This is a genomic window from Mesorhizobium sp. ES1-4 (assembly GCF_020164745.1).
Taxonomy (GTDB): domain Bacteria; phylum Pseudomonadota; class Alphaproteobacteria; order Rhizobiales; family Rhizobiaceae; genus Mesorhizobium.
Map to the genome: position 1 here is coordinate 288,593 of NZ_JAIUGV010000002.1, position 24,049 is coordinate 312,641.

21 protein-coding genes are annotated in these 24,049 nt (G+C 62.9%); 4 read left to right on the forward strand and 17 right to left on the reverse strand.

Annotation, left to right across the window (positions count from 1 at the left end):
• Positions 1–72: 72 nt before the first annotated feature.
• From LB556_RS04990 to LB556_RS05040, 11 genes are all read right to left on the reverse strand, one after another.
• A complete protein-coding gene (locus LB556_RS04990; RefSeq protein WP_224564697.1) occupies positions 73–1,137 on the reverse strand; it encodes an ABC transporter ATP-binding protein in 1,065 nt (354 codons plus the stop codon).
• 30 nt (positions 1,138–1,167) lie between these two features.
• A complete protein-coding gene (locus LB556_RS04995) occupies positions 1,168–1,959 on the reverse strand; it encodes an ABC transporter permease (RefSeq protein ID WP_224564698.1) in 792 nt (263 codons plus the stop codon).
• Positions 1,956–2,873: an ABC transporter permease gene (locus LB556_RS05000; RefSeq protein ID WP_224564699.1), complete on the reverse strand. Its 918-nt coding sequence runs from the start codon at positions 2,871–2,873 to the stop codon at positions 1,956–1,958. The genes LB556_RS04995 and LB556_RS05000 overlap by 4 nt, the downstream gene beginning before the upstream one ends.
• A 62-nt stretch (positions 2,874–2,935) precedes the next feature.
• A complete protein-coding gene (locus LB556_RS05005) occupies positions 2,936–4,042 on the reverse strand; it encodes an ABC transporter substrate-binding protein (protein WP_224564700.1) in 1,107 nt (368 codons plus the stop codon).
• Between the two features lie 243 nt (positions 4,043–4,285).
• A complete protein-coding gene (locus LB556_RS05010; protein ID WP_224564703.1) occupies positions 4,286–5,458 on the reverse strand; it encodes an iron-containing alcohol dehydrogenase in 1,173 nt (390 codons plus the stop codon).
• Positions 5,459–5,475: 17 nt separating this feature from the next.
• Positions 5,476–6,861, reverse strand: coding sequence for an aldehyde dehydrogenase family protein (locus LB556_RS05015; protein ID WP_224564705.1), 1,386 nt, complete (start codon positions 6,859–6,861; stop codon positions 5,476–5,478).
• Positions 6,862–6,874: 13 nt separating this feature from the next.
• Entirely contained in the window at positions 6,875–7,294 is a 420-nt protein-coding gene (locus LB556_RS05020; protein ID WP_224564706.1) for a type II toxin-antitoxin system VapC family toxin, read from the reverse strand.
• Positions 7,291–7,743: a hypothetical protein gene (locus tag LB556_RS05025; RefSeq protein WP_224564707.1), complete on the reverse strand. Its 453-nt coding sequence runs from the start codon at positions 7,741–7,743 to the stop codon at positions 7,291–7,293. Before LB556_RS05025 ends, LB556_RS05020 begins: the two co-directional genes overlap by 4 nt.
• Positions 7,744–7,833: 90 nt before the next feature.
• Complete coding sequence (locus tag LB556_RS05030) at positions 7,834–9,204, reverse strand: glutamine synthetase family protein (RefSeq protein WP_224565072.1); 1,371 nt, start codon at positions 9,202–9,204, stop codon at positions 7,834–7,836.
• A 96-nt stretch (positions 9,205–9,300) separates the two neighbouring features.
• Positions 9,301–10,842, reverse strand: coding sequence for an amino acid permease (locus LB556_RS05035; protein WP_224564709.1), 1,542 nt, complete (start codon positions 10,840–10,842; stop codon positions 9,301–9,303).
• 20 nt (positions 10,843–10,862) lie between these two features.
• Positions 10,863–11,681, reverse strand: coding sequence for an N-formylglutamate amidohydrolase (locus LB556_RS05040; RefSeq protein WP_224564711.1), 819 nt, complete (start codon positions 11,679–11,681; stop codon positions 10,863–10,865).
• A gap of 147 nt (positions 11,682–11,828) precedes the next feature.
• Between LB556_RS05040 and LB556_RS05045 the strand changes: the two genes are divergently transcribed.
• The 3 genes from LB556_RS05045 (at position 11,829) to LB556_RS05055 (ending at position 17,142) form a co-directional block, all read left to right on the forward strand.
• Positions 11,829–12,656, forward strand: coding sequence for a MurR/RpiR family transcriptional regulator (locus LB556_RS05045; protein WP_224564713.1), 828 nt, complete (start codon positions 11,829–11,831; stop codon positions 12,654–12,656).
• Positions 12,657–12,859: 203 nt separating this feature from the next.
• A complete protein-coding gene (locus tag LB556_RS05050) occupies positions 12,860–14,014 on the forward strand; it encodes an efflux RND transporter periplasmic adaptor subunit (RefSeq protein WP_224564715.1) in 1,155 nt (384 codons plus the stop codon).
• A complete protein-coding gene (locus tag LB556_RS05055) occupies positions 14,011–17,142 on the forward strand; it encodes an efflux RND transporter permease subunit (RefSeq protein ID WP_224564717.1) in 3,132 nt (1,043 codons plus the stop codon). The genes LB556_RS05050 and LB556_RS05055 overlap by 4 nt, the downstream gene beginning before the upstream one ends.
• 6 nt (positions 17,143–17,148) lie before the next feature.
• Here the strand turns inward: LB556_RS05055 and LB556_RS05060 are convergent, their stop codons facing one another.
• The 6 genes from LB556_RS05060 to LB556_RS05085 form a co-directional block, all read right to left on the reverse strand.
• On the reverse strand, positions 17,149–17,559 hold the full coding sequence (locus LB556_RS05060) for a GtrA family protein (protein WP_224564719.1): 411 nt from the start codon (positions 17,557–17,559) through the stop codon (positions 17,149–17,151).
• A complete protein-coding gene (locus LB556_RS05065; RefSeq protein WP_224564722.1) occupies positions 17,556–18,365 on the reverse strand; it encodes a ChbG/HpnK family deacetylase in 810 nt (269 codons plus the stop codon). The genes LB556_RS05060 and LB556_RS05065 overlap by 4 nt, the downstream gene beginning before the upstream one ends.
• A complete protein-coding gene (locus LB556_RS05070) occupies positions 18,362–19,345 on the reverse strand; it encodes a glycosyltransferase family 2 protein (protein ID WP_224564724.1) in 984 nt (327 codons plus the stop codon). Before LB556_RS05070 ends, LB556_RS05065 begins: the two co-directional genes overlap by 4 nt.
• Positions 19,338–20,519, reverse strand: a complete 1,182-nt coding sequence (locus LB556_RS05075) for a glycosyltransferase family 87 protein (protein ID WP_224564726.1) — start codon at positions 20,517–20,519, stop codon at positions 19,338–19,340. Before LB556_RS05075 ends, LB556_RS05070 begins: the two co-directional genes overlap by 8 nt.
• 223 nt (positions 20,520–20,742) lie before the next feature.
• Positions 20,743–21,780: a zinc-binding dehydrogenase gene (locus tag LB556_RS05080; protein WP_224564728.1), complete on the reverse strand. Its 1,038-nt coding sequence runs from the start codon at positions 21,778–21,780 to the stop codon at positions 20,743–20,745.
• Between the two features lie 57 nt (positions 21,781–21,837).
• Positions 21,838–23,079, reverse strand: coding sequence for an acyl-CoA dehydrogenase family protein (locus LB556_RS05085; RefSeq protein ID WP_224564730.1), 1,242 nt, complete (start codon positions 23,077–23,079; stop codon positions 21,838–21,840).
• 120 nt (positions 23,080–23,199) lie between these two features.
• Here LB556_RS05085 and LB556_RS05090 point away from each other — a divergent pair, with 120 nt between their 5' ends.
• The gene (locus tag LB556_RS05090; protein WP_224564732.1) at positions 23,200–24,015 is read left to right on the forward strand and encodes an SDR family oxidoreductase; all 816 of its coding nucleotides are present in this window, start codon (positions 23,200–23,202) and stop codon (positions 24,013–24,015) included.
• The last annotated feature ends 34 nt before the right edge of the window (positions 24,016–24,049 follow it).

Here is a 24,049-nt window from a genome sequence, read left to right on the forward strand (position 1 = left end):
CGACGTGCTTAGACTCTTTGTTTTCACGCAATTCCGGACGGAAAACCGCTACGCACTTTTCCTGGAATTGCTCTAGTGCAGCACCAGCATGTCCCCTGACGAGAACGAAATCTCGGCCTTCTCGCCAACGGCGGGTGGCGGGGTGGCGGAGTTGTTGAAGGTGTCGAGCGAGACCGTGTTGTTGCCGATGCCGACGCGAACCCGGATCACCGAGCCGAGGAAGTGCACCTCGGAAATCTCGCCCGAAAGGCTGGAGTCGCGTCCAGGCTGGCGGCCTAGCGAAATCGCCTCCGGCCGCAGCGCCAGCGCCAGCGTATCGCCGGACTTCGAGCCGTTGAGCTTACCCTTGAGCTCGACCTCTTGCGTGTTGACCTGCACCTTGCCCGACGCGGCGTCGGTGACCTTACCTTCGAGAACGTTCAGCGTGCCGACGAAATTGGCGACGAACTTCGTCGCCGGCCGGTTGTAGATCTCGAACGGCGTTGCGACCTGCTCGGCCTTGCCGCCATACATCACGGCGATGCGGTCGGAGATCGACAACGCCTCTTCCTGGTCATGGGTGACGAAGATGGTGGTGATGCCGAGCTTCTTCTGGATCGAGCGAATTTCCTCGCGCAGCGACACGCGCACCTTGGCATCGAGCGCCGACAGCGGCTCGTCGAGAAGCAGCAGTTTCGGCTTCGGCGCGATAGCGCGCGCCAGCGCGATACGCTGTTGCTGGCCGCCCGACAGCTGATAGGGATAGCGGTCGGCCATCTGCGGCAGCTTGATCATCTCAAGCATCTCGGCGACGCGCCTGTCGGCGTCGGCCTTGGGCATGCCGGCAACCTTCAGCCCGAAGGCGATATTCTGTGCGACGGTGAGGTTTGGAAACAGCGCGTAGGCCTGGAACACCATGCCGACATTGCGCTGATTGGGCTTCAGCCGCGTGATGTCCTTGCCGGCGACGAAGATCCTGCCGGCCGACGGCTCCTCGAAGCCGGCGACCATGCGCAACACCGTGGTCTTGCCGCAACCGGACGGGCCGAGGAACGAGACGAATTCACCCGGCTCGACGTCGAGGCTGAAGTCCTGGACCACGGTGTTGGAACCGTAGGATTTTCGCACATGCTGGATGGACAGGAATGGCTCGGCCATGGCTTTTTCTCTCAGGTCAGTGCTTTTCGGTCAATTCGGGCGGTTCGCCGATTTCGGCGCGAAACGGGACAGGATCTGGATGAGCGACATGCAGCCCCAGGTAATCGCGAAGGCGATGATGGCAAGAGCCGCCGGCTCATAGGCACGGTTGGCGCCGATGTTCTGCAGATAGGGTCCGAAGGCCGGCCGGTTGAGCAGGCTCGCCATGGTGAACTCGCCGATGACGATGGCAAAGGTCAGGAACGCACCGGATAATACGGCGATCAGCACATTGGGCAGGATGACCCGCGTGATGATCGTCGACCAGCCCGCGCCCAGGATCTGTGCTGCTTCGGTCAGCGTGCGCACATCGATGGTTCGCAGCCCGGTATCGACGGCGCGATACATATAAGGCAAGGCCAGCGTCGCATAGCCGATCACCAGCAAGGCGTTCGCACCCATGTTGCTTGCCAGGAACGGCAGCGGTGAATTCGAACCGTACATCCTGATATAGCCGAAGACGATGACGATGGCCGGAATGACCAGCGGCAACAACGTGATGAACTCGACGATCGGCCTGAGCTGAGGCAGGCGCAGCCGAATCCAGTAAGCCGCCGGCACCACGACCAGGATGCCGAGGACGATGGTGAACACGGCCGCGATCACCGAATACAGGAAGGTCGACTGGAAGCGCGCGTCGCCCAGCACGATCTGATAGGCGTCGAAGGAGTGGACGCCACGCCGCATGCGCAGCGAGAATTCGACCGTCGCCATCAGCGGAATGAAGAAGTAAGCCGCGCCGACAATGAAGACGACCCAGGCCCAGAATTTGCCCGACTTCATTTGAGCCACCTTTCGGAGCGGGTCCGGAACCAGATGTAGAAGACGTTGGCCAAGCCCGTGATGACGATCATGCCGAAGGCGATGGCATAGCCGAGCTGCGGGTTGTGCAGCACGTCGCCATTGATCTGCGAATAGAGCTTGATGGGAACGATGTTGAGCGCCGGGCCGGCAAACGCATAGGCCGTGGCGATGGCGCCGAACGAATTGGCGAACAACAGGATGACGGTGCCAAGGAAGCTCGGCCACAACACCGGGATCACCACCATGCGCCAATACTGCGACTGGGTGGCCCCGAGCGTGGCAGCGGCCTCGCCCCATTCCTTCTTCAACCCGTCGATGGCTGGCACGATGATGACCACCATCAGCGGGATCTGGAAGAACAGATAGACCGCGATCAGCCCCGAGGTCGTGAGGAAATTGAAGCCCATCGCGTAGATGTTGACGTTGAGAACGTCGCGCAGAAGCGTTGTGACAATGCCGACACGACCGAGGGTCGCCAGGAAGGCGAACGCCAGCGGCAAGCCGGCGAAATTCGAGGCGACGCCCGAAAAGGTCAGGGTCGCCGAGCGGGTCCAGTTCGGAAGGCCGCCGCGCACGATCGCGATGGCTATCGCCAGCCCGGCAAAGGCCCCGATGATGGCCGACCAGAAACTGATCTTGATCGAAACCCAATAGGAGGCGCTGATCGAAGGATCGCTGACCAGTTGCAGGATGTTGTCCAGCGTCAGCTGCCCATCGCCATTCTGGAAAGCGCCGAGCACGAGATAGATCGTCGGCAGGATCAGGAACATCAGGACGAAAATGAAGAAGGGCGCCACGCCAATCCATTGCATCGGAAAGCGGAAGGCGGTCGCCTCGTTCGGCGGCGCGGGCTGGGTGGTAACAGCCTGATTTGAAAGCGTAAGATCGGTCATGCGCCGGCTACCGTCTTCGAGGGAAAGCGGGCGGCCTCGCGGCCGCCCGGTGGTTTCAAGCCTTACTTGACGTTGGCACCGACGACGGCGTCCCAGTTCTTGCTGATGACTTCCTTGGCCTTGCCCTGCTCGTCGAGCGTCGGGAAGGCAGCGGAAGCGTAGGATTCAGCCGGAGGCAGCTTGGCCAGCACGTCCGCCGGGACCTTGCCGTTCTTGGCGAGATCGTTGAAGCGGATCGGGTGGCAATAGCCCTTGAGCCAGCCGATCTGGCCTTCGTCGGAATAGAGGTATTCCATCCAGAGCTTAGCCGCGTTCGGATGCGGCGCATAAGCGCTGATCGCCTGCACGTAGACACCGGCGACAACGCCGCTCTTCGGCACGACGACGTCGACCGGCGGATTGCCCTTCAGCGTGTCGCGGCCGGCAAGCGCGTTGTAATCCCAGTTGATCAGGATCGGGGTCTGGCCCTGTGCGAGCGTCGCGGGCTTGCCGACGACCGGGACGAAATTGCCGGCTGCGTTGAGCTTCTTGAAGAAGTCGAGACCAGCGGTGCCTGCGGCTGCACCAGCAGCGGCGCCCGTCGACAGACCGGAGGCATACACAGCCTGGATGGCCTGGTTCGAAGCGCGCGGGTCACCGGCGACGGCGACGGCGTTGGCGAATTCCGGCTTCAGGAGATCAGCCCAGTCCTTCGGCGATTCCTTGATCAGGTCCTTGTTCACCATGAACGACAGCACGCCGTAATAGTCGCCGTACCAGGCGCCATCGGCATCCTTGGCGCTGTCCGGGATCGAGTCCCAGGTCGATACCTTGTAGGGCATCAACAGGCCATCGGCCTTGGCGGTCGGACCGAAGGACAGGCCAACGTCGATGACGTCAGGAGCCTGCGGGCCCTTGTTGTCCTTGTTGGCCTTGATCGCCTCGACTTCGTCGCCGGAACCGGCGTCGGGGTTGAGTTCGTTGATGGTAATTTCCGGATACTTCGCCTTGAAGCCGGCGATGACGTCGCCGTAGCCGCACCAGTCATGTGGCAGGGCGATGGTGGTGAGTTGGCCCTCGGCCTTCGCGGCCTTGATGAGATCGTCCATCGAAGCAGCGGACGAAATCACCGACGACACCATCAGGGTCGCGGCCGAAAGGGAAAGCACTTTCCCCGTGAATTTGAACATGTGTTCTCTCCGTTGAACTGACGCCGTTGGGCGCCTGCGATGCGGTATCGTTTTCGTGTGACAGCCAGATGAAAGCTTTGTGAAACCGGCACCTCGCAGCGTGAAAAGTTAACTCTTTTTAACGGACTGTAGCAATTAGCCACCACTTAATTTTCCGGCTAAGCTTAATCCGCCCGCCTTTCGCCCCTTCCCCTTTCCTTTCCCCTCGTCTTCCCGATCAACTTCCGCACCCCGGAACCGGCCTCAGACCGTCCCGGCGATGGCATTTTCGAGCAAGGTCAGCGCCGCCTTCTTGGTCAGCTTGACCGGGTTGGCGCCGGCCGTCGGATCGACCACCGCCATGTCGGCGATCAGCGCCTTGCGCTTCTTGTCCATGTCGAGGCCCTTGATCAGGCCTGGCAGCGCATGCGGCACCTTCAATTCCTTGCGCAGCTTAATGATCGCCTTGGCGAAGCCGTCGAAGCCGCCCTTTATGCCGCAATAGGCCGCGAGGCGAGCGATGCGCTCCTCGACCGCCTCGCGATTGAAGGCAAGCACGTAAGGCATGAAGACGGCATTGGTCATGCCATGATGGGTGTCGTAGAGGGCGCCGATCGGATGCGAAAGCGCATGAATGGCGCCCAGCCCCTTCTGGAAGGCCGCCGCACCCATGGCGGCAGCGCTCATCATGTTGGCACGCGCGACGAGATCCTTACCATTGGCGTAGGCTTTGGGCAGGTTCTCGAAAACCAGGCGCACGCCTTCGACCGCAATGCCGTCGGCCATCGGATGATAGCCAGGTGTGCAATACGCTTCGAGACAATGGGCAAGCGCGTCCATGCCGGTGCCGGCGGTGATGAAGCCCGGCATGCCGACCGACAGTTCCGGATCGGCAATGACGATTGCCGGCAAAAGTTTCGGGTGGAAGATGATTTTCTTGGTGTGGGTCGCCTCGTTGGTGATGACGCCGGCGCGGCCGACCTCCGAGCCGGTTCCCGCCGTGGTCGGCACCGCGATGATCGGCGCGATGGCATCGGAGTTGGCGCGCGTCCACCAGTCGCCGACATCCTCGAAATCCCAGACCGGCCGCGTCTGGCCGGACTGGAAGGCGATCAGCTTGCCAAGATCCAGTGCGGAGCCGCCGCCGAAGGCGATGACGCCGTCATGCTTGCCCTTCTTGAACACGGCGATGCCGGCGGTGAGGTTGGAATCGACCGGGTTTGGCTTCACGTCGGAGAAGACGCCGTAGGGCACCTTGGCGTCGTCGAGGATTCTGAGCGTCGAAGCGACGACCGGCAGCTTCGCCAGCCCCGGGTCGGTGACGAACAACGGCCGCTTGATGCCGGTGGCCTCGAGCACTTCAGGCAGGTCCTTGATGCGCCCTGCGCCGAAGCGGACAGTGGTGGGGTAATTCCATTTGGAGATGAGCTTGGACATGGCTTGTCTTTCAAAAATCAGATGGCTTCACGCAGGTGGAATGATTTCGGCCTGGTCAGATTGTCGTAGCCGAGCGCCGACAGGGCAACACCCTTGCCGGTATCCTTGACCCCGGTCCAGACCAGCGCCGGATCGAGATAGTCGCAGCGGTTCATGAACACCGTGCCGGTCTCGATCCGGTCGCCGATCGCCACCGCATGCTCGGTGTCTCGAGTCCAGATCGAGGCGGTCAGCCCGTAGGGACTGTCATTCATCAGGGCGATTGCCTCCTCGTCATTGCGCACCTTCATGATGCCGACGATCGGGCCAAAGCTTTCCTCGCGCATGACGCTCATCTGGTGGTCGACCCCGGTCAGCACCTCGGGCGCCAGATAGGGCGAGCCGGCCTTGTCGTTAGCCACCTTCATGTTGATATGCGCCGCCGCGCCCTTGCGCAACGCTTCGGCCTTCTGCTCGCGGATCAGGTCGGCGAAGCGCGCCTGCGCCATCGGTCCCATCGTCGTTGCATGGTCGAGCGGATTGCCGACCACGTAGTTCCTGGTCTCGGCGATGAAGCCCTCGACGAACTCGTCATAGACCTTTTCATGCACATAGACACGCTCGATGCCGCAGCAGCATTGGCCGGAATTGTAGAAAGCGCCATCGACCAGATTGGCGACCGCGTGATCCATCTTGGCGTCGGGCAGCACATAGGCCGGGTCCTTGCCGCCAAGCTCGAGGCCGAGCGTCATGAACGTGCCCGCCGCGGCCTTCTCGATGGCACGGCCGCCGCCGACCGAGCCGGTGAAATTGACATGATCGATCTTGCCCGATCCCAGCAGGTTTTCGGTCTGGGCGTGGTTGAGAACCACATTCTGGAACACGCCTTTGGGCAGTCCGGCCTTGTCGAAGGCCTGTTGGAAACGTTCGCCGACCAGCAATGTCTGCGCGGCATGTTTCAGGATGACGGCATTGCCGGCCATCAGCGCCGGCACGATTGTGTTGACGGCGGTGAGATAAGGATAATTCCACGGCGCGATCACCATGACCACGCCGAGCGGATCCTTCTTGACGTAGCGGCGAAAACCGTCCTTCGGGTTGGAGGCCGGCACAGACTTGAGCGCCGCTTCCGCGATCTCGACCATGTAATTGGTGCGCTCCTTGACGCCGCCGAACTCGCCGCCATAGCGCACAGGTCGCCCCATCTGCCAGGCGATCTCCGGCACGATCTCGTCGGTCATCGCGACCAGAGCTTCCAGCATCGCCAGCATGTACTTGCCGCGCTCGACGATCGGCGTTTGCGCCCATTTCTCCTGCGCCGCCTTGGCCCGCTCGACGGCGGCGTTGACCGCCTGGTCCGTCGCGATCGGACGCTCGGCGTAGATCGAGCCATCGATGGGGGATTTGAGTTTTACGGTTTCCAAAGGATGCTCCAGGTTAGCAGGCTAGTGTTCGCAGATGGCCATTACGGCCATAGCGAAGGATGGGCTCGTCTCGCGTCACCAGAACCATGTCCAAGGCTCTGGCACTTGCCATCAGTATCCGATCCATCGGATCGCCATGAGGGGGGCCAGGCAAGTTGGAAGACGCAATCAGAATGGCTGGTGAAATAGCGCTGAGCTTCGCTGACATTCGCTCGATGAACCGCTCCACGAAATCGAGTGGCGCCAACGGCAGGTTGAGCCGGCCCTTGGCCACACCGATCCCGATCTCCCATGCCGACATCGGCGAGAGATAGAGACGGCCATCGTATGCCGCCTCCGAAATCTCCCGGCTTGCGTGCGGATCAATTTGACTGTCGTTCGCGATAAAGATCATCGCGCATGTATCGAGAAGCAGCCTCGGCTCTTCACTCATTTACGCACCGCGCGTTTGCCATCGCCTGCCTGAGCCTCGCCGCCCAGATAGCCCCGGTCCCAAGGCTCATCATCGAAAGGCCTGGTGACATCAAATCCGGCCTCAATTGTTATCAAGCCCTTCATGAAACCAAAGCCGGGGTGGCGGTCCGGACGCGCTTCCTTTCGCGCAGGCGCGCTACCGCTGGGCGACGTCGAAACGGGCGCCTTGCGAACGCGGCGAAAGACCAGTTTCCCACTGCCGACGTTGACAGATTCGGTCTCGAACCCAGCTTCAAGCCACTCCCTTGTCATGGGATTGTTGCTCGGATTGTTGCTCCACCACGCAGGGTATCGCTTCGATGCGGGCAGTGGCAGATTGAGCACTTTCTCGATTTCGGCAAACGACATCGGCACACGATCAACGTCTTGGGAAATGAGGAAGTCCTTGAGCGGCGCATATTTTGACATTGTAAGTTCCTCAATGCAGCACATTGCAACTGACAGGTCTCATATGGCCTCAGCGTCACTGCATTGTCAACTTTAAAACTGTATAAAGCTTTAGTATCGCTCGAACCCCCGGTGCAGCTCCCAATCCGTAATGCGGCGGTCGTATTCGAACTGCTCCCATTTCGCTGTGTGGACATAGTGTTCGACCACAGCCTCCCCCAGCGCCTGTTTCAGCATCTTCGACTTTGCAAGCGTCTCGGTGGCATCGCGCAACGTCTTGGGAATCTCCGGCAAACGAGATGCCTGATAGGCGTCGCCGACGAACGGTTTTTGCAGCTCCAGTTTTTCGTCGATGCCGGCAAGGCCGGACGCGATCAGTCCCGCGAAGGCGAGATAGGGGTTGAGGTCGGCGCCGCCGATGCGGCACTCCATGCGGATGCCCTTGGTGCCTTCGCCACAGAGACGGAAGCCGGCGGTGCGGTTGTCTTCGCTCCACATGATCTTGGTTGGCGCGAAGGTGCCGGCCTGGAACCGTTTGTAGGAATTGATGTAGGGCGCCAGGAACCACGTGAACTCCTTGGCGTACTTAAGCTGCCCGGCCGCCCATTGCTGGCCGAGCGTCGACAACGTCCAGTCGGCGTTTTTGTCGAAGAACAGCGGCGTCTTGCCGTCGGCGCTCCACAGCGAATTGTGGATGTGGCTGGAATTGCCGGCGAGCCCGTAATTGTATTTGGACATGAAGGAGATCGCCTTGCCTTCGGACTCCGCGATTTCCTTGGCGCCGTTCTTCAGGATGACGTGGCGATCGGCCATGTCGAGCGCTTCGGCATAGCGCACATTGATCTCTTCCTGGCCCGGGCCCCACTCGCCCTTGGAATTCTCGATCGGGATGCCGGCTGCTTCCATCTCGTTGCGAAGCCGGCGCATGACGCCTTCTTCCTTGGTGGTGATGCCGATCTGGTAGTCGCCGATATAGGGCGAAGCGGTGTCGAGACCTTGCCAGTGCTTCTTGCGGGCGGAATCGTAGGTCTCGTTGAACAGGTAGAATTCGAGCTCGGAAGCGAAATAGCCGATATAGCCGCGCTCCGTCAGCCGCTTCACCTGCTTCTTCAGGATGGCGCGCGGCGAATGCGGCAGGTCGTCGTGGGTGTGGTGATCGAGCACGTCGCAGATCACCAACGCCGTCTTTTCCAGCCAGGGAATGCGCCGTAGCGTCGCCAGGTCCGGCTTCATGACGAAATCGCCATAGCCCTTCGACCAGCTTGCCGCCTTGTAGCCCGGCACCGGCTCCATATCGATGTCGGCCGCCAGCAGGTAGTTGCAGCCATGCGTTTCGTCATGCGCGGAATCGACGAAGTATTGCGCCAGGAAACGTTTTCCCGCCAGTCGGCCCTGCATGTCGACGATGCAGGCCAGCACCGTGTCGATCTCGCCGCTGGAGACCGCTTTCTTCAACTGATCGAACGAGAAATTTCCGGCCATTCGTTTGGCACTCCAGTGCTTGGTCGTTTCGAGCTTGGTGGTGTTGAACGGGAGGAAAACCGTGGCGAGCGAACCCGCCACGGTTTGATTGGCAGTTTAGGCGGATTCGCCGACGGCCTTTTCGGCCGCTGCGATGGCCGCCCTGCGCTTGGCGATTGCGGCCTCGCCGATGGGCGGCCCCTGGAAGCGGCGATTTTCAACGGCGAACCACAAAACGACGAGCAGAATGATCAATCCAATCGCATAGTTGATCAGGATGTCGAAGGGCGGCTGAATGCCGGCATACATCAGCACCAGGACACCAAGCACGGTGATGATGGCGAACGGCTTCGACCAGACGCCGAGCCGGAACGGTCCGAATTCGGTCCAGGTCTTTCCTTCCGCGAAAAGTCCGGCCGCTACCGGCATGGCATAGGAAATGTAGAGGAAAAGCGCGCACCCGGCTGCAAGCGCCGCGAAAGCCGGCGAATAGAGCGTGGCGGCGATCGACAGCACGACACCCAGCCAGATAGCCGGAACGGGCGTGCGCCAGGTCGGCGAAACCTGCTTCCACAAAGATGATCCCGGCAGACCTCCGTCACGCGAAAAGGCGAAGATCATACGCGAGGTCGAAGTGAGGCCGGCCAGCGCGCAAAGATAGTTCGCCAGCACGATGCAGATGCCGAGCACGGCCTTCAGCAACGTTGGCGCCGGCAGATTGTTGAACAGGTTGAACCAGGCATTGCCTCCGTCCTTGGCGGTCGCCACGAGATCGGGGCTGGCAAGAACGAAGGAAACCGCCATGACGAAACCGAAGACGAGAGACCAGAGGACCGCGTGGATCATGCCTCTGGGCACAGCAACGCGGGCATTGTGCGTTTCCTCGGCGGTATGGGCGGAGGCGTCGAAGCCGGTGATCGTGTAAAGCGGGTAGAGAAGGCCGATCAGGAAGGCCACGAATGCGGTGCGGGCCGTCGGAACATAGCCACCACCGAGATCGCCGGTCGTGTTGACGAAGGTCGTCAATCGCGAAAAATCGAAGCTATGCGCGCCCCAGATCAAGAAAGTCAGCGTCAGCACAACCGCGACGACGAGGATGAGGTAACCGGAAAAATCGGTCAATCTCGTTGTCGTCTTGATGCCCAGATGATTGAACAGGCCCTGGGTGACGGTGATGATGACGACAGCCGCGGTCTGCTGCCAGAAGCCCCAGGTCGATGTGTCCCAGCCGAAGATCGGCCCCGCGACAAGCCCTTGAAACAGCAGGTAGACGCCGACATTCACCGAGGCGACCACGAAGATCAGGCCGAGTAGGTTGATCCAGGCCGTGGCCCAGCCCCAGCCGCGTCCGCCCAGGATTGACGACCAGTGATAGAGGCCACCGGCGGTAGGATAGGCCGAGCCGATCTGGCCCAGCGAAGTGGCGACGACAAGGGCAAAGGTGCCCCCGATGGCCCAGCCGATGGTCGCCTCGAAACCACTGCCGGTGGCCATCGCCAGCGGGAAAGACGTAATGCCGCCCGCCAGGATGCATATGATCGAGAAGGAAATGGCGAAGTTCGAGAAGCCGCTCATGCGGCGAGCCAATTCCTGGGCGTAGCCCATGCTGTGAAGGATCTTTACATCCTCCGACTTGTCTGTGTGATCCGGTGCTGCCATTTGAAGTCCCCTATGGTTTCTTAGCTGGCCGTTTGTACTGATTTTCCCATTGCGCCTTGTCGGGAGCCCCTGGCCTCGTCGGGCTCCAGATTCGAAAAAATGCCTGTGAGCAGATCCGCCCATTTCCGCTGCCCAGTCTCGTCGGAGATTTCGTCGTTGCGAATTTCGATCATCGCGCAGGGCAACCTGCGCGTGCGTGCATGCCGCTCCAGCGTGAAATAGACGCGGTCATCAGGCGAATAGGGTTCGTTGACACCAACCGTGACGCCGGCCAGCCGCCGCAGCGCCGATATCAGCGGCGCCGCCAGCCGGCGATCCTCGTCATGGATGACGCCGATGTGCCACGGCCGGTTGCGGCCATTGTAGATTGGCGTAAAGGAATGCACCGACACCAGCCGGGTCTCATGGCCGCGCGCCAGCCTGTCCTCCACGATCTGCTCGATGGTGTCGTGAAATGGCTGCCATGACAGCGCAATCCGCGCCGCGCGCTGATTTTCGGAGAGACCTGCATTGCCAGGTATGGGAGTGCTTTCGCTGAGCGGCGGCACCAGGTCCGGCGCATCGAGCGCCCGGTTGCAGTCGATGACCAACCGCGAAATGCGGGTTTCGACCAGCGTCGCGTCGAGCGCCCGCGCCATGCGCAACGCAACCGGCAGCGCGCCGGGATCCCAGGCGATGTGACGCGACAGGTCCTCGGCGGCAAGGCCGAGCGTGCCGAATTCCGCCGGCAGGAAGTTGGAAGCGTGGTCGCAGGTCAGCACGAAAGGGCTCGATCCGCCGGGGTTGGTGACCCCAACGGTATCAGACGATGCAAGGCTGGCGGGCCGCGCTGTCTCCATAGTCCTGCCGTCCCCCGGGAGCGCTGTACCGTATGTTACGTATTTTGTCTCATTGCGTCCCGATGAATGATTTCATACAGTTTATCCGGCTTTGTCAAATGCGATCTGGGGAAAAGACCGTCGGCCGGGCCAAGGGTGGGGACAACGATGATTTCCAGCATTGCTGAACTGATTGCCGACCGCATCGGCACCATGCCCGCCGGCGAACGGCGGGCGGCCCAGACGCTGATCGCCAGCTATCCGATGATCGGCCTGAAGACGGTCGCAGAATTCTCGGCCGCGGCCGGCGTCTCCTCGCCGACGATCCTGCGTTTCGTCGCCCGGCTGGGCTTCCAGAACTATCCCGAGTTCCAGTCGAGCCTGCAGGACGAACTGGCGGCGCAACTGCAGTCGCCGGCGATACGAACGCTCAACCCGCCCTCGCCCAACGGCGGCACGGTGTCGCCTATGCTGGAAGCGACGCTCGAAAATATGCGCGAGACCTTCAGGCACCTGTCCGACAGGCAGCTTGCCGACATTGCCGCAAGGCTGGCCGAACGGCGTGGCAAGACATTCTTGATCGGCGGCCGCTTCACCGACCCTCTGGCACGCTACATGGCCGCCCATCTTGCCGTCATCCAGCCCGATGTCTTTCACCTCGCCGGCCAGGAGAGCATGTGGCGCGACAGGCTGATCGACATGGGCAAGCGCGACGTGCTGGTGATCTTCGACATCAGGCGCTACCAGGACAGCCTCGTCCGATTCGCCGAGAAAGCGCATCAGCGCGGTGTTCACATCGTGCTCTTCACCGACCAGTGGCTATCGCCGATCGCCCGCTTCGCCCGCCATGTCATTGCCGGGCGAACCGCCGTGCCTTCCGCATGGGATTCCTCGGCGGCACTCTTCGTCGTCGCCGAAACGCTGATCGGGGCCGTCACCAGGCAGCTCGAAGCCGACGGCGCCCGGCGCATCCGCGAGATGGAAGGCCTGCGGTAAGCAGGTTTCCCGGGCCGTCGCATCGGCTCCGCCAGGCGGCGCGAATTCACGTTACCGAGATTTAATGTGCACGATTGCGTGATAATTGCCATAAACCGATGATACCGGGGTGTGGCGTGGCCGGGTTGTCGCCGCCAGCCCGCATCGTCGCTGCATCCGCTTCCACCTGGAACCAGTGGACGACCTTTGCCGCTGGAGTATCGATGTCGAGCTGGAAACAGATTGTCCTTGCATTCGTGATCGTGGTCGCCGCCGCGGCCGCGTGGGCGCGTTTCTTCCCCGGCGCTCCCGACATGCTGGCACGCTGGGGGATGGACTGGGCGTATGGCGCGACGCCTCCAGCAAAGGACACCGCGGCGTCTGGCGCCCGGCAGGCGGTGCGCGCCAGGATCGCCACTATCGTCGCGTCGCCAGCCAGCATGGCCACCATCAACGACCGCCTGCAGGCGATCGGCACCGGCCGCGCCAACGCCTCCGTCACCGTCAATCCCTACAGTTCGGGCCGCCTTACCGAACTGCTGGTCGAATCCGGCACGCATGTCGACAAGGGGCAGATCATCGCCACGCTCGATTCCGAAACCGAGATCATCGCCCAGAACCGGGCCAAGCTCGCTTTGCAGGACGCGCAGGCCAAGCTCGACCGCGTCAAGTCGTTGCGCGCCTCGAACGCCGCGACGCCGGTCGCGGTGGCTGACGCCGAAGTTGTGCTGGCCGGCGCCAAGCTGGCGCTTCAGGATGCCGAGCTTGCGCTGCGGCGCCGGTCGATCCCGGCGCCGATCGCCGGCACCGTCGGCATTTTGCCGATCTCGGCCGGCAATTACGTGACCAACCAGTCGGCGATCGCCACGCTTGACGACCGGTCCTCCATCCTGGTCGATTTCCAGGTGCCGGAGCGCTTCGCGGCCGCCGTCAAGGTCGGAGCGCAATTGACGGCAACGCCGATCGCCAATCCGGGCAACGCCTATACCGGAACGGTGTCGGCGATCGACAACCACATCGACGAAAAGAGCCGCACCCTGCTGGTCAAGGCAAAGATCGCCAACCCGGCCGATTCGCTGCGCGCCGGCATGTCGTTCGGCATCACCATGAAATTCCCCGGCGAGACCTATCCGGCCGTCAGCCCGCTGGCGATCCTCTGGGGATCGGACGGCGCCTATGTCTGGCAGGTCCAGGACGGCAAGGCCAGGCGGTTGCCGGTTCGCATCATCCAGCGCAACACCGACACCGTGCTGATCGACGCCGAGATCGGCAGCGGCGACATGGTGGTCACCGAAGGCACCCAAAGTGTCAGCGAAGGCGGCGAGGTTCGGATCGCCGGCCAGGAGCAGCGCGCCGCCAACGCCGCGGAAGGCTCATGACCAGCGCCGTCAACGCCGCCAGCGATACTGGCTTCACCGCGCTGTTCATCCGCAGGCCGGTCATGGCCTTCGTGCTGAACACCCTTATTGCCGTTGCCGGCCTTGCCGCCTTCTACGGTGTCGAGATCCGCGAATTGCCAGACGTCGATCGCGCCGTCATTACCGTGTCCACCAGCTTCGAAGGGGCCGCGGCCGAAACCGTCGACCGCGAACTGACCGACACGATCGAGGGCGCGGTCGCCCGCGTCTCCGGCGTCAAGTCGATCTCGTCTTCCTCCTCCTTCGGCTCGAGCCGCGTCACCATCGAGTTCAATGACGGTGTCGACCTCAACGTCGCCGCCTCGGACGTGCGTGATGCCGTCGGCCGCGTTGCCAACCAGATGCCGGACACAGCCGATCCGCCACGCATCGTCAAGGCCGACGCCAATTCCGACGCGGTGATGCGGCTGGCAGTGACTTCGGACAACATGTCGATCCAGGACATGACGGTGGTGGTCCAGGACCGGATCGAGGACGAACTGGCCGCCGTGCCCGGCGTCGCCGACGTCCAGGTCTACGGCGACCGCGACAAGATCTTTCGCATCGATGTCGACCAGAACAAGCTCGCCAGCCTTGGCTTCACTGTTGCGGATCTGAGGGCAGCGCTTGCCTCGGTCGCCTTCGATTCACCGGCCGGCTCGATCACCACGACCAACCAGGACCTGATCGTGCGCACCACGGCCGACGTGACGACGCCCGGGGAATTCGAGAACATCATCATCGGCGGCACGACGCGCATCCGCGATGTCGCGACCGTCACGCTCGGCCCCGATGTGGGCCAGACCACGCTGCGTTCGGACGGCAAGGCCGGCATCGGCATCGGCATCATCCGGCAGGCGGAATCGAACACGCTGGACATTTCGACCGGCGTCCAGGCCGCCGTCGCCAAGCTGCAGGAGAACCTGCCCAAGGGCATGGCGATCAAGATCACCAGCGACGACGCGGTCTTCGTCAAGGGTGCCGTGCACGAGGTCGAGATCGCACTCGGCCTGTCGGTCACCATGGTGCTGATCGTCATCTACATCTTCCTGCTCGACTGGCGCGCCACGCTGATCCCGGGCCTGTCGATGCCGGTCGCCATGATCGGCACCATCGCCGCCATCTATCTGGCCGGTTTCTCGGTCAACATCCTGACGCTGCTCGCTTTGGTGCTGGCCACGGGCCTGGTTGTCGATGACGCCATCGTGGTGCTGGAAAACATCGTGCGACGGCGTAACGAAGGCATGGGCCCGCGCGCGGCCGCCGTACTCGGGGCACAGGAAGTATTCTTCGCCGTTGTCGCCACGACGCTGACGCTGGTCGCCGTCTTCGTGCCGATCTCGTTCCTGCCGGGCCAGACCGGCGGCCTGTTCCGTGAATTCGGCTTCGTGCTTGCGATGTCGGTGCTTCTGTCCTGCGTGGTGGCGCTGACGCTTTGCCCGATGCTTGCTTCGCGCATGCTGACCAGCGCGTCGCTTCACCGCGAAGACAGCCGCGGTATTGGCGCGCGCATCGGTGGCGTTCTGAACGCGGGCTACAAGCGCGCGCTCCATGCGTGTCTCGATGCACCCTGGATCGTGGTTCTTGTCGCCGTGCTGTTTGCCGGGATCGCGTTTGCGCTGTTCGGCACGATCCGCCAGGAACTGACGCCGACCGAGGACCGTGCCGTCGTGCTGTTGCGCATCAGCGCCCCCCAAGGCGTCAGCCTCGACTACACGACGCAGCAGATGCAGAAGATCGAACGACTGATCCAGCCGATGCGCGATTCCGGCGAGATTCGCTCGACCTTCGAGAATGCCGGCCGCAACGGTTCCTACAACTCCGGTTTCATGGTGATGACATTGGCGCCGTGGGACGAGCGCAGCCGGAGCCAGCAGGAGATCATGGCTGAGATCAGCCAGTTGACCAGGCAGGTGCCCAGCGTGCGTATCTTTCCGGTGCAGCCGAACAGCCTCGGCATCCGCGGCGCCGGCAACGGCCTGCAGTTCGCTCTGGTCGGCAACGACCGCAAGGCGCTTGGGGATGCGGCGGTCAAGATCATCGCCGAGATGCAGAAGGACCAGCGCTTCCAGACCCCACGCCTGTCGATCGACCCGACGCAGCCGCAACTGGCCGTGGCCATCGACCGCGAGCGCGCTTCCGATCTCGGCATCGACATCACCGGGCTCGCCAACACCATGCAAGCCATGCTCGACGGCAACGATGTCGCCGATGTCTACATCGCCGACCGCAGCTACGGCGTGAAGCTTGTCTCGACCACCAATCCGATCAACGATCCGACCGATCTGGAAAATGTCTTCCTCAAGACGGCGGATGGCCGCTTCGTGCCGATGTCGACGATCGCCACGCTGACCGAGCGCGCCGTGCCGCCGTCGCTGTCGCGCGAACAGCAGCAGCCTTCGGTGGCAATCACCTCGAACCTCTCAGGCGATTTCGCGCTTGGCGATGCGCTGACACGCGCCGAGGAGATCGCCACGCCGCTCCTGCCACCCGGAAGCCGCGTCCTGCCGCTGGCCGAGGCCGCGACTTTGGGTGAAACTAACAGCGCCATGGTCACCATCTTCGGCTTCGCGCTGGTCATCATCCTTCTGGTGCTGGCCGCCCAGTTCGAGAGTTTCGTCAGCGCCGTCATCATCATGGCGACGGTGCCGCTCGGTCTTGCCTGCGCCATTTTCGCGCTGCTGCTGTCTGGCACCAGTCTCAACGCCTACAGCCAGATCGGCCTGGTCCTTCTGGTCGGCGTCATGGCCAAGAACGGCATCCTGATCGTCGAATTCGCCAACCAGTTGCGAGATCGCGGCCTGGGCGTGCGCGAAGCGATCGAGCAGGCCTCCACCATCCGTCTGCGGCCGGTGATGATGACGATGATCTGCACCATACTTGGCGGCGTGCCGCTTGTGCTGGCCGCCGGCGCGGGCGCCGAGGCGCGCGTCGCGCTCGGCTGGGTGATTGTCGGCGGGCTTGGTCTGGCCACCATCTCGACGCTGTTCCTGACGCCGGTCGCCTATCTCCTGCTTGGCCGCTTCGTCACGCCGAAGACCCACGAGGAAACACGGCTCAAGCGCGAACTCGAGGAAGCCGCTTACACCAACGTGGAACCGGCGGAATAGAACTCGCTATTTCAGCAGCCGGCCCTCGATCGACCAGCGCGCGGCAAGGAAGTTGAGCACCGCCGCCACGATGACACCGCCGATCTTTGCCGGCCACACGCCGGCGACACCGGCGAGGAGTGCGATCGACAGACTGGAGACGCCGAGTGAAATCAGCGCTCCGAGCGAGACGAACCGCAGGAAGGCGTGATGCAGTCGTATGGCGTGATTGCGCTCGAACGACCAGAAGCCATTCGCCACGAAAGAGACGACGACGGCGATCGACCACGAGATGACATTGGCGGGCAGCGGCGGGACGTGCAGCTTGAGCAGCAGGAAAAATGCGGCAAGGTCGATGGCCGTATTTGCCAGTCCGACGAGCGCGAAACGGACGATCTTGCCGCCGGTCGAACGCCGGAGATGGTCGGCGCCGCTCATCCCTTGCCATCCAGGATCTCGACACCGGCACGGGCAAGGCCCGCGCCGAACGCGTCCGAGGCCAGAACCCCGAATTCCACTTCGCGCACGCCTTGCATCGGGTCGCGCGTGCGCAGCGTCTCATCGACATGGCCGGGATGGCACATGAACAGCCCCTCTTGCGGCAACGTCTCGACGGCGGTTTTCAGGGCAGGCGCGAACTTTTCCGGCTGCCGCCAGTCGTAGATGCCCGCAAGGGGCGTCATGACGAAAAAACCGGCGCTCCGCATCGACCGGTCGAAGCCGCTGGCGAGCGCTGCGATGGCCGCGATCTTCGGCACCACCGCGGGCGCGGGAGCGCCGCGCAGCATCGGCCTGCCGGGGCCCGCTGGAAAACGGGCCAGCAGCCATTCGCGCACGACCGGCAGGAAATGCACATGCTGGTGCCCGTCGATATGGCTCGGCCCGCGGCCCAGCGCCTCGACGAAACGAGCGTACTGCGCATCGAGTTCGGCATGGACGTCGCGCCCGTCGATCCGGCCGCGCAGAACCGGCAGGGCCAGCGAACGAAGCGGCGGCAGTCGGCCCTCGGGCGCCAGGCTCGATTTGCCCGTGACGGCTGGCTGGTCCGTAAGGGTCAAGTGCAACCCGATCGCCACGCGGCCGCTCAGCGGCTTGATGAGCGCCGCCGCCTCCCCCCATTCGGGAAAGCCGGTCATGCAGCTTGTGCCGGTTAGGCGGCCGCGGTCGATCAGATCGAGAATCCCGGTGGAGACCCCAGGCGCCAGGCCGTAGTCGTCAGCAATCAGGCGGATGCGCCGCGTCATGAGCCGGATGCGCCTGACGGCTCGCCCGAAACGTCGCTGCGCACCACATCGCGCACCAGGTACACCGGCCGGTCCTTGCTCTCCGAAAGCGTAACCCAGACATATTCCCCGATCAGGCCGAGCAAGGTCAGGTTGAGGCCGCCGAGCAGGACGACGGCGACCATCAGGCTGGGATAGCCAGGCACGGCAATGCCGTAGAACATCACTTCGAAGAACACCTTGGCGCCGTAAACGATGCCCGCCAGCGCGGCCAGCATCCCGCTCAGGCTGATGATGCGCAGCGGGATGACCGAAAACGACGTAAAACCTTCCAGCGAGAAGGCGAGCAGGTTGAGCCGGCTCCATTTCGAGGTGCCGCTGGCGCGGTTCTCCGGCGAATAGGGTATGGCTTTCTGGCGGAAGCCGGCCCAGGCGAACAGCCCCTTGTTGAAGCGCCGCTTGTCGCGCAGGCTGGTCAGCGCGCGCGCAACGGTGCCGCGCATGACGCGAAAATCGCCGGCATTTTCGGGAATGTCGAAGCGCTGGCTGGAGTTGATCAGGCTGTAGAAAAGCCGCGCCAGCTGGCTGCGCCGCCAACTCGCCTCGCGGCGGTCGTTCTGCGCGTAGACGACGTCGATCTCGCGATTGTCAACCAGTTCGGTGATCATCTGCAGGCTGATGTCCATGGAATGCTGCAGGTCCGAATCCATGATCAGCACCATCTCGCCGCGCGAGTGGTCGAGGCCGGCGAGCACAGCGACCTCCTTGCCGAAATTACGGCTGAGGCGAACGATCTCCCACGATCCCGACAGAGCCTGCGAAAATCGCCCGGCGCCGTCGTCGCGGCTGCCATCGTCGACCAGGATCTTGTGGACGGCCATGCCGAAACGCTGGGACACCGCTGCTTCGAGCTTGTCCAGCAATTTGGCAAAAGCCGACGCGGATTGCGCCTCGTTGAAGAATGGCGCGACGATATCGAGAACAGGCCTGGACTCAGCCATTTGCGACAGGCCTTTCATTCATCACCTTGTCTCGCGCCACCTTGTCTCGCGCCCTGGCCCAAAACCACCAGATCAGCGAACCGGCAATGATGGTCACCGCGATCGGCCGGAACCAGGGGTATGAGAAATCCTGGATATGACGCTCGACCCCCGTCAATCCTGTCACGAACAGCATCACAGACAGTATCGAGGCGAGCACACCGCCTCGCTCCTCGCGCCATAACAAGGCAATGGCGAGACCGGCGGGCACTGCGACCATGGCATAGGTGTTGGGCTCGACGCGCGGGTTGAAGACGCACATGTAGAACGTCGCCGTCAGGAAGATGGCAAGATCAGCCGTTCCACGTTCGAGCTTGCGGTCGAACCAGACGACCGTGAAAAGCGTAAACAGCGCCATGACGATGCGCATGATCGTGGCGCCGAACTCCGGGATCGGCAGCCCCACCCTGGTAAAGGGCGCGGTGAAGTCGGTTGGAACAAAGTGGCTGGTGTTGTCGACGGCCATCGATGTCAGCATCCCGGCAAAAACCCGGTACTGGTCGGTGAGATAGCCGGCTGGCGCGAAAGCGTAGGGCAGCGCGATCACGAACAGCACCGACAGTGCCAGCACCGGTATCAGCCGGAACCGCAGGGCACCCACCAACAACAGCATGATGACCGCCGTCGGTTTGGCGATGATGGCGACCGAGGCCCAGAAGAAGGTCTCGGCGCGCCGCCCTTCGAGCGCCGACAGGGTCAGGAGCCAGCAGGCACCGGTCAGGAGAATCGTCGCCTGGCCGTTGCGGATCGCACCCAGTGCCATCGGCAAGGCGAGGAAGACCCCGAACGAAAGCAGCCACGTCAATTCGCTGCCGCCGAGCTTGCGCACCTGCCGCATCGCGGCGAAGGTAAGCACCGCGAAACCGATAATATGCCATACCAGGCCGCCCAGATGCGGTCCGAGCTTCAGCACCGGAACGTAGAGTGCTGCAAAGGCCGGCGCGTAGAGATATCCCATTTCGGATTGGACATTGTAGAGCGGCCGGCCGGCCAGGAATTCCTCGCTGCCGTACCTGTAGGCCATCAGCACGGAGCGCGTGTCGGGCGCCCACAGGACGAGGACGAGAACGACCAGAAACGCTCCGATCCAAACGCCAAGTCCCAATCGGTCGAAAACCGGCTTGGAAATCGTCATAAAAGCACCACCCCACACCATTTCAGAACGGGCCCTTGCCCGCGGCGTCCGGCATTTCGATGGCGGCATATCACGGACGAAGCGAAATGGCATAGGGGGATGGAGCGCGCGCCCCTCAACTTAGCGGACTGCGGCGGGTGGTCATGCACCAAGACAAGACAGCCAACTCGGAAAAAGCCTCGGAAGCCTCGCATGGAAACGTCCTGCGCAGCTTCGGAAGGCATCAAGGCCGGATGAAAACCTTGCCGTTGGGCTTGGCCAGTTCCGCCGGCACGCGCGCCATTGCCTCGGCCATCGGAATGACCGCCGTTACGTCGGTCGACCAGCGTCCATCGGAAAAACGCTTCTGCGCCTCGAGAATCGCCGGACCACGCCGATCCCTGGATTGCCGCATCCATTCGCTCAGCCAGAAGCCCTCGATGTGCTTGTGCTGGAAGATCAGTTGACCCGGCTCGCGGATGACCGTGGCCTCGGGATCGAGCCTGCCGTAGATGATCCAGCGCGCCCTTTTCGGCATCGCATTGAAGATGGCCGATGCCAGCGGCCCGGTGACCGCATCGAGGAAGATGCGCGGCTGCTCGACCTTCATCACCTCGCGCAGCGTGGCCTCGAAATCCGGCGCCTTCTCGTTGAGGACATGCGCTGCTCCAAGCTCTTTCAGCAACGCGATCTGCTCGTCGCGGCGCACGGTGACAATAGGCCGAAACCCTCCCTCCCTGGCGAGGCCGATGATCAGCTTGCAGAGCTGGCTGGCCCCGGCGGTCATGACGAAGGCTTTTTCGCCTTCCTGCTTGATGATGTCGAACATGGCGATCGCGGTGAGCGGATTGACGATCATCGCGGCCCCGTCCTCATCGCGCACCGTATCGAGCAGCGGAATGCAGGCCGCCGCCTCGGCGACAGCGTACTCAGCCCACGAGCCCCAATTGCTAAGGCCGGTGGCGAAGGCGACGCGCTTGCCGGCGAGGCTTTTGGGATAAGGCTCGTCGCCACCGGCGACGACGGTGCCGACGCCCTCGAACCCCGCTGGCCGGCCCTTGGCACGCGGCTGGCCGTATTGGCCCTTGATGAAGGCGACGTCCGATGGATTGATCGAAGCCAGGCTGACCTTGATCAGCACTTGTGTCGGTCCAGGCGTTGGCACCGCGATGCTGCCCGGCTGAAGATAAGGCTCCATCGCCTCGAGCACACTGCCGCTCGGCGTCCTGGTGTAGCCGTCGCCGACCAGGAGCAGCGCCTTCATTTCGGAGGGAATGGTCATCGGTAACGCTCCTTGGTTGCCGCGGGAAGAACCGTATGTGGCCGGCCGAACCGACGCTCAGACCTTCTCTTGCGTGTATTTCTTCAGCTCCGTCCGCGCCACCTGCCGCCGATGCACCGCATCCGGCCCATCGGCAAGGCGCAAGGTCCTCAGATGCGTCCACGAACGCGCCAGTGGCGTGTCCTGGCTGATGCCTTGCGCGCCGAACATCTGCACCGCCTCGTCGGTGACCTTCAGCGCCACGCGTGGCGCGACGACCTTGATCTGGCTGATCCAGGGGGCCGCGGCACGCGCGTCTCCCTGATCGATCATCCATGCCGCCTTGAGGCAGAGCAGCCGGGCCATCTCGATCTCCATGCGGCACTCGGCGATGATGTCGAAATTGGCGCCCAACCTGGCCAGCGGCAGGCCGAAGGCCTCGCGGCGCACGGAGCGCTGGCACAGCATCTCCAGCGCCATCTCCGCCTGTCCGATGGCGCGCATGCAGTGATGGATGCGGCCGGGGCCGAGCCGGCCCTGCGCGATCTCGAAGCCCCTGCCCTCGCCGAGGATCAGGTTCGACGCCGATACCCGCACATTTTCGAAGCGCAGATGCATGTGGCCATGCGGCGCGTCATCGTCGCCATAGACCTGCATGGCGCGAACCTTGGTCACGCCTTTCGTGTCCGAGGGCACCAGGATCATCGAATGGCGGCGATGCTGCGGTTCTTCATCGCCGCCGGACCGCACCATGACGATGTAGATGGCGCAGCGCGGATCACCGGCGCCCGACGCCCACCATTTCTCGCCGTTGAGCACATAGTCTTCGCCCTGCCGCTCGCAACGCATGGAAATGTTGGTGGCGTCGGAGGAAGCGACGTCCGGCTCCGTCATCAGGTAGGCCGAGCGGATTTTTCCCTCCAGCAGCGGCTCGAGCCATTCCCGCTTGTGCTCGGCCGAGCCGTAGCGTTCCAGGACCTCCATATTGCCGGTGTCGGGCGCGGAGCAGTTAAAGGTTTCGGCGCCGAGATGTGCCTTGCCCATCTCCTCGGCCAGATAGGCGTATTCGACAGTGGACAGGCCGTAGCCGCGTTCCGAGCCGGTCAGCCAGAAATTCCACAGGCCACGCTCCCGTGCGGTCTTCTTCAGCCCTTCGAGGATCTCGCTCTGACGCTTACTGTACACCCAGCGATCACCCGTCTTGCCGACTTCGGCCAGGAATTCCTTGTCGAGCGGCATGATCTCGTCGCGCACCATGGCCGCAACGCGTGCGTGGATCGGCTTCAGCCGCTCGGTCATGCCGAGATTCATCTGCGTCATCGGTCGCTAACCCTTCATGCACGCCAGGCATTTTATCCGTGGCAAGGATGACCGTACTTCGGATAGCCTTGTCAACGCGAACTGTTTTGCCCGCGGTTGGCAAGGGCGCGGAGAATTTGGATGAGTTATCTGGATGAGCTGTTTTCGGTTGCCGGCAAGACCGCGCTGGTGACGGGAGCGGCGACCGGCATCGGCCGCATGGCGGCAAGCGCGCTGGTCAGGGCCGGCGCCAGCGTGATGATCGCCTCGCGCAAGGGCGAGGACTGCATCAGGGTCGCCGACGAATTGAACGGACTGAGCGCCCCGGGCCGTGCAGAAGGCTTTGCCGGCGACGTCTCCAGCGAGGCCGGCATCGCCGCCCTGGTCGGCGAGGTCAAGGCGCGGACCGAAAAGCTGCATATTCTGATCAACAATGCCGGCGTGTCCTGGGGCGCGCCGCTTGAGAGCTTCCCTTATTCGGCATGGGCCAAGGTGTTCGGCGTCAATGTCACCGCGGTCTTCCATCTGACGCGCGAATTGCTGCCGCTGCTCGATGCTGGTGCGAGCGATGCCGATCCGGCCCGTGTGATCAACCTGGGCTCGGTGATGGGCACGCAGCCGCTGGCCGACGACGCTTATTCCTACACCGCCTCCAAGGCCGCGGTGCATCATTTGACACGCACTCTGGCGCTCGAATTCGCCGGCCGCCGCATCACCGTCAACGCCTTTGCGCCAGGTCCCTTCCAGAGCCGCATGACCGCATTCGCCACCGGCACGGACGAACAGGCCAGGCATGTCGGCAGCCATGTCCCGATTGGCCGTATCGGCGCACCGGATGACATTGCCGGCGCAACGCTCTATTTGTGCAGCCGTGCAGGCAGCTATGTCACTGGCGCCATCCTGCCGATTGACGGCGGACAGTCGGTGCAGCATGGGCTGACTCTCTTCAAGGAATGACATTTTTCCGGCCGCGTCAGCCGGGGGTGAAACA

Coding starts and splice junctions, on each gene's coding strand:
- LB556_RS04990 (WP_224564697.1), bottom strand. CDS start 1,137: ATGGCCGAGCCATTCCTGTCCATCCAGCATGTGCGAAAATCCTACGGT.
- LB556_RS04995 (WP_224564698.1), bottom strand. CDS start 1,959: ATGAAGTCGGGCAAATTCTGGGCCTGGGTCGTCTTCATTGTCGGCGCG.
- LB556_RS05000 (WP_224564699.1), bottom strand. CDS start 2,873: ATGACCGATCTTACGCTTTCAAATCAGGCTGTTACCACCCAGCCCGCG.
- LB556_RS05005 (WP_224564700.1), bottom strand. CDS start 4,042: ATGTTCAAATTCACGGGGAAAGTGCTTTCCCTTTCGGCCGCGACCCTG.
- LB556_RS05010 (WP_224564703.1), bottom strand. CDS start 5,458: ATGTCCAAGCTCATCTCCAAATGGAATTACCCCACCACTGTCCGCTTC.
- LB556_RS05020 (WP_224564706.1), bottom strand. CDS start 7,294: ATGAGTGAAGAGCCGAGGCTGCTTCTCGATACATGCGCGATGATCTTT.
- LB556_RS05025 (WP_224564707.1), bottom strand. CDS start 7,743: ATGTCAAAATATGCGCCGCTCAAGGACTTCCTCATTTCCCAAGACGTT.
- LB556_RS05030 (WP_224565072.1), bottom strand. CDS start 9,204: ATGGCCGGAAATTTCTCGTTCGATCAGTTGAAGAAAGCGGTCTCCAGC.
- LB556_RS05035 (WP_224564709.1), bottom strand. CDS start 10,842: ATGGCAGCACCGGATCACACAGACAAGTCGGAGGATGTAAAGATCCTT.
- LB556_RS05040 (WP_224564711.1), bottom strand. CDS start 11,681: ATGGAGACAGCGCGGCCCGCCAGCCTTGCATCGTCTGATACCGTTGGG.
- LB556_RS05045 (WP_224564713.1), top strand. CDS start 11,829: ATGATTTCCAGCATTGCTGAACTGATTGCCGACCGCATCGGCACCATG.
- LB556_RS05050 (WP_224564715.1), top strand. CDS start 12,860: ATGTCGAGCTGGAAACAGATTGTCCTTGCATTCGTGATCGTGGTCGCC.
- LB556_RS05055 (WP_224564717.1), top strand. CDS start 14,011: ATGACCAGCGCCGTCAACGCCGCCAGCGATACTGGCTTCACCGCGCTG.
- LB556_RS05060 (WP_224564719.1), bottom strand. CDS start 17,559: ATGAGCGGCGCCGACCATCTCCGGCGTTCGACCGGCGGCAAGATCGTC.
- LB556_RS05065 (WP_224564722.1), bottom strand. CDS start 18,365: ATGACGCGGCGCATCCGCCTGATTGCTGACGACTACGGCCTGGCGCCT.
- LB556_RS05070 (WP_224564724.1), bottom strand. CDS start 19,345: ATGGCTGAGTCCAGGCCTGTTCTCGATATCGTCGCGCCATTCTTCAAC.
- LB556_RS05075 (WP_224564726.1), bottom strand. CDS start 20,519: ATGACGATTTCCAAGCCGGTTTTCGACCGATTGGGACTTGGCGTTTGG.
- LB556_RS05080 (WP_224564728.1), bottom strand. CDS start 21,780: ATGACCATTCCCTCCGAAATGAAGGCGCTGCTCCTGGTCGGCGACGGC.
- LB556_RS05085 (WP_224564730.1), bottom strand. CDS start 23,079: ATGACGCAGATGAATCTCGGCATGACCGAGCGGCTGAAGCCGATCCAC.
- LB556_RS05090 (WP_224564732.1), top strand. CDS start 23,200: ATGAGTTATCTGGATGAGCTGTTTTCGGTTGCCGGCAAGACCGCGCTG.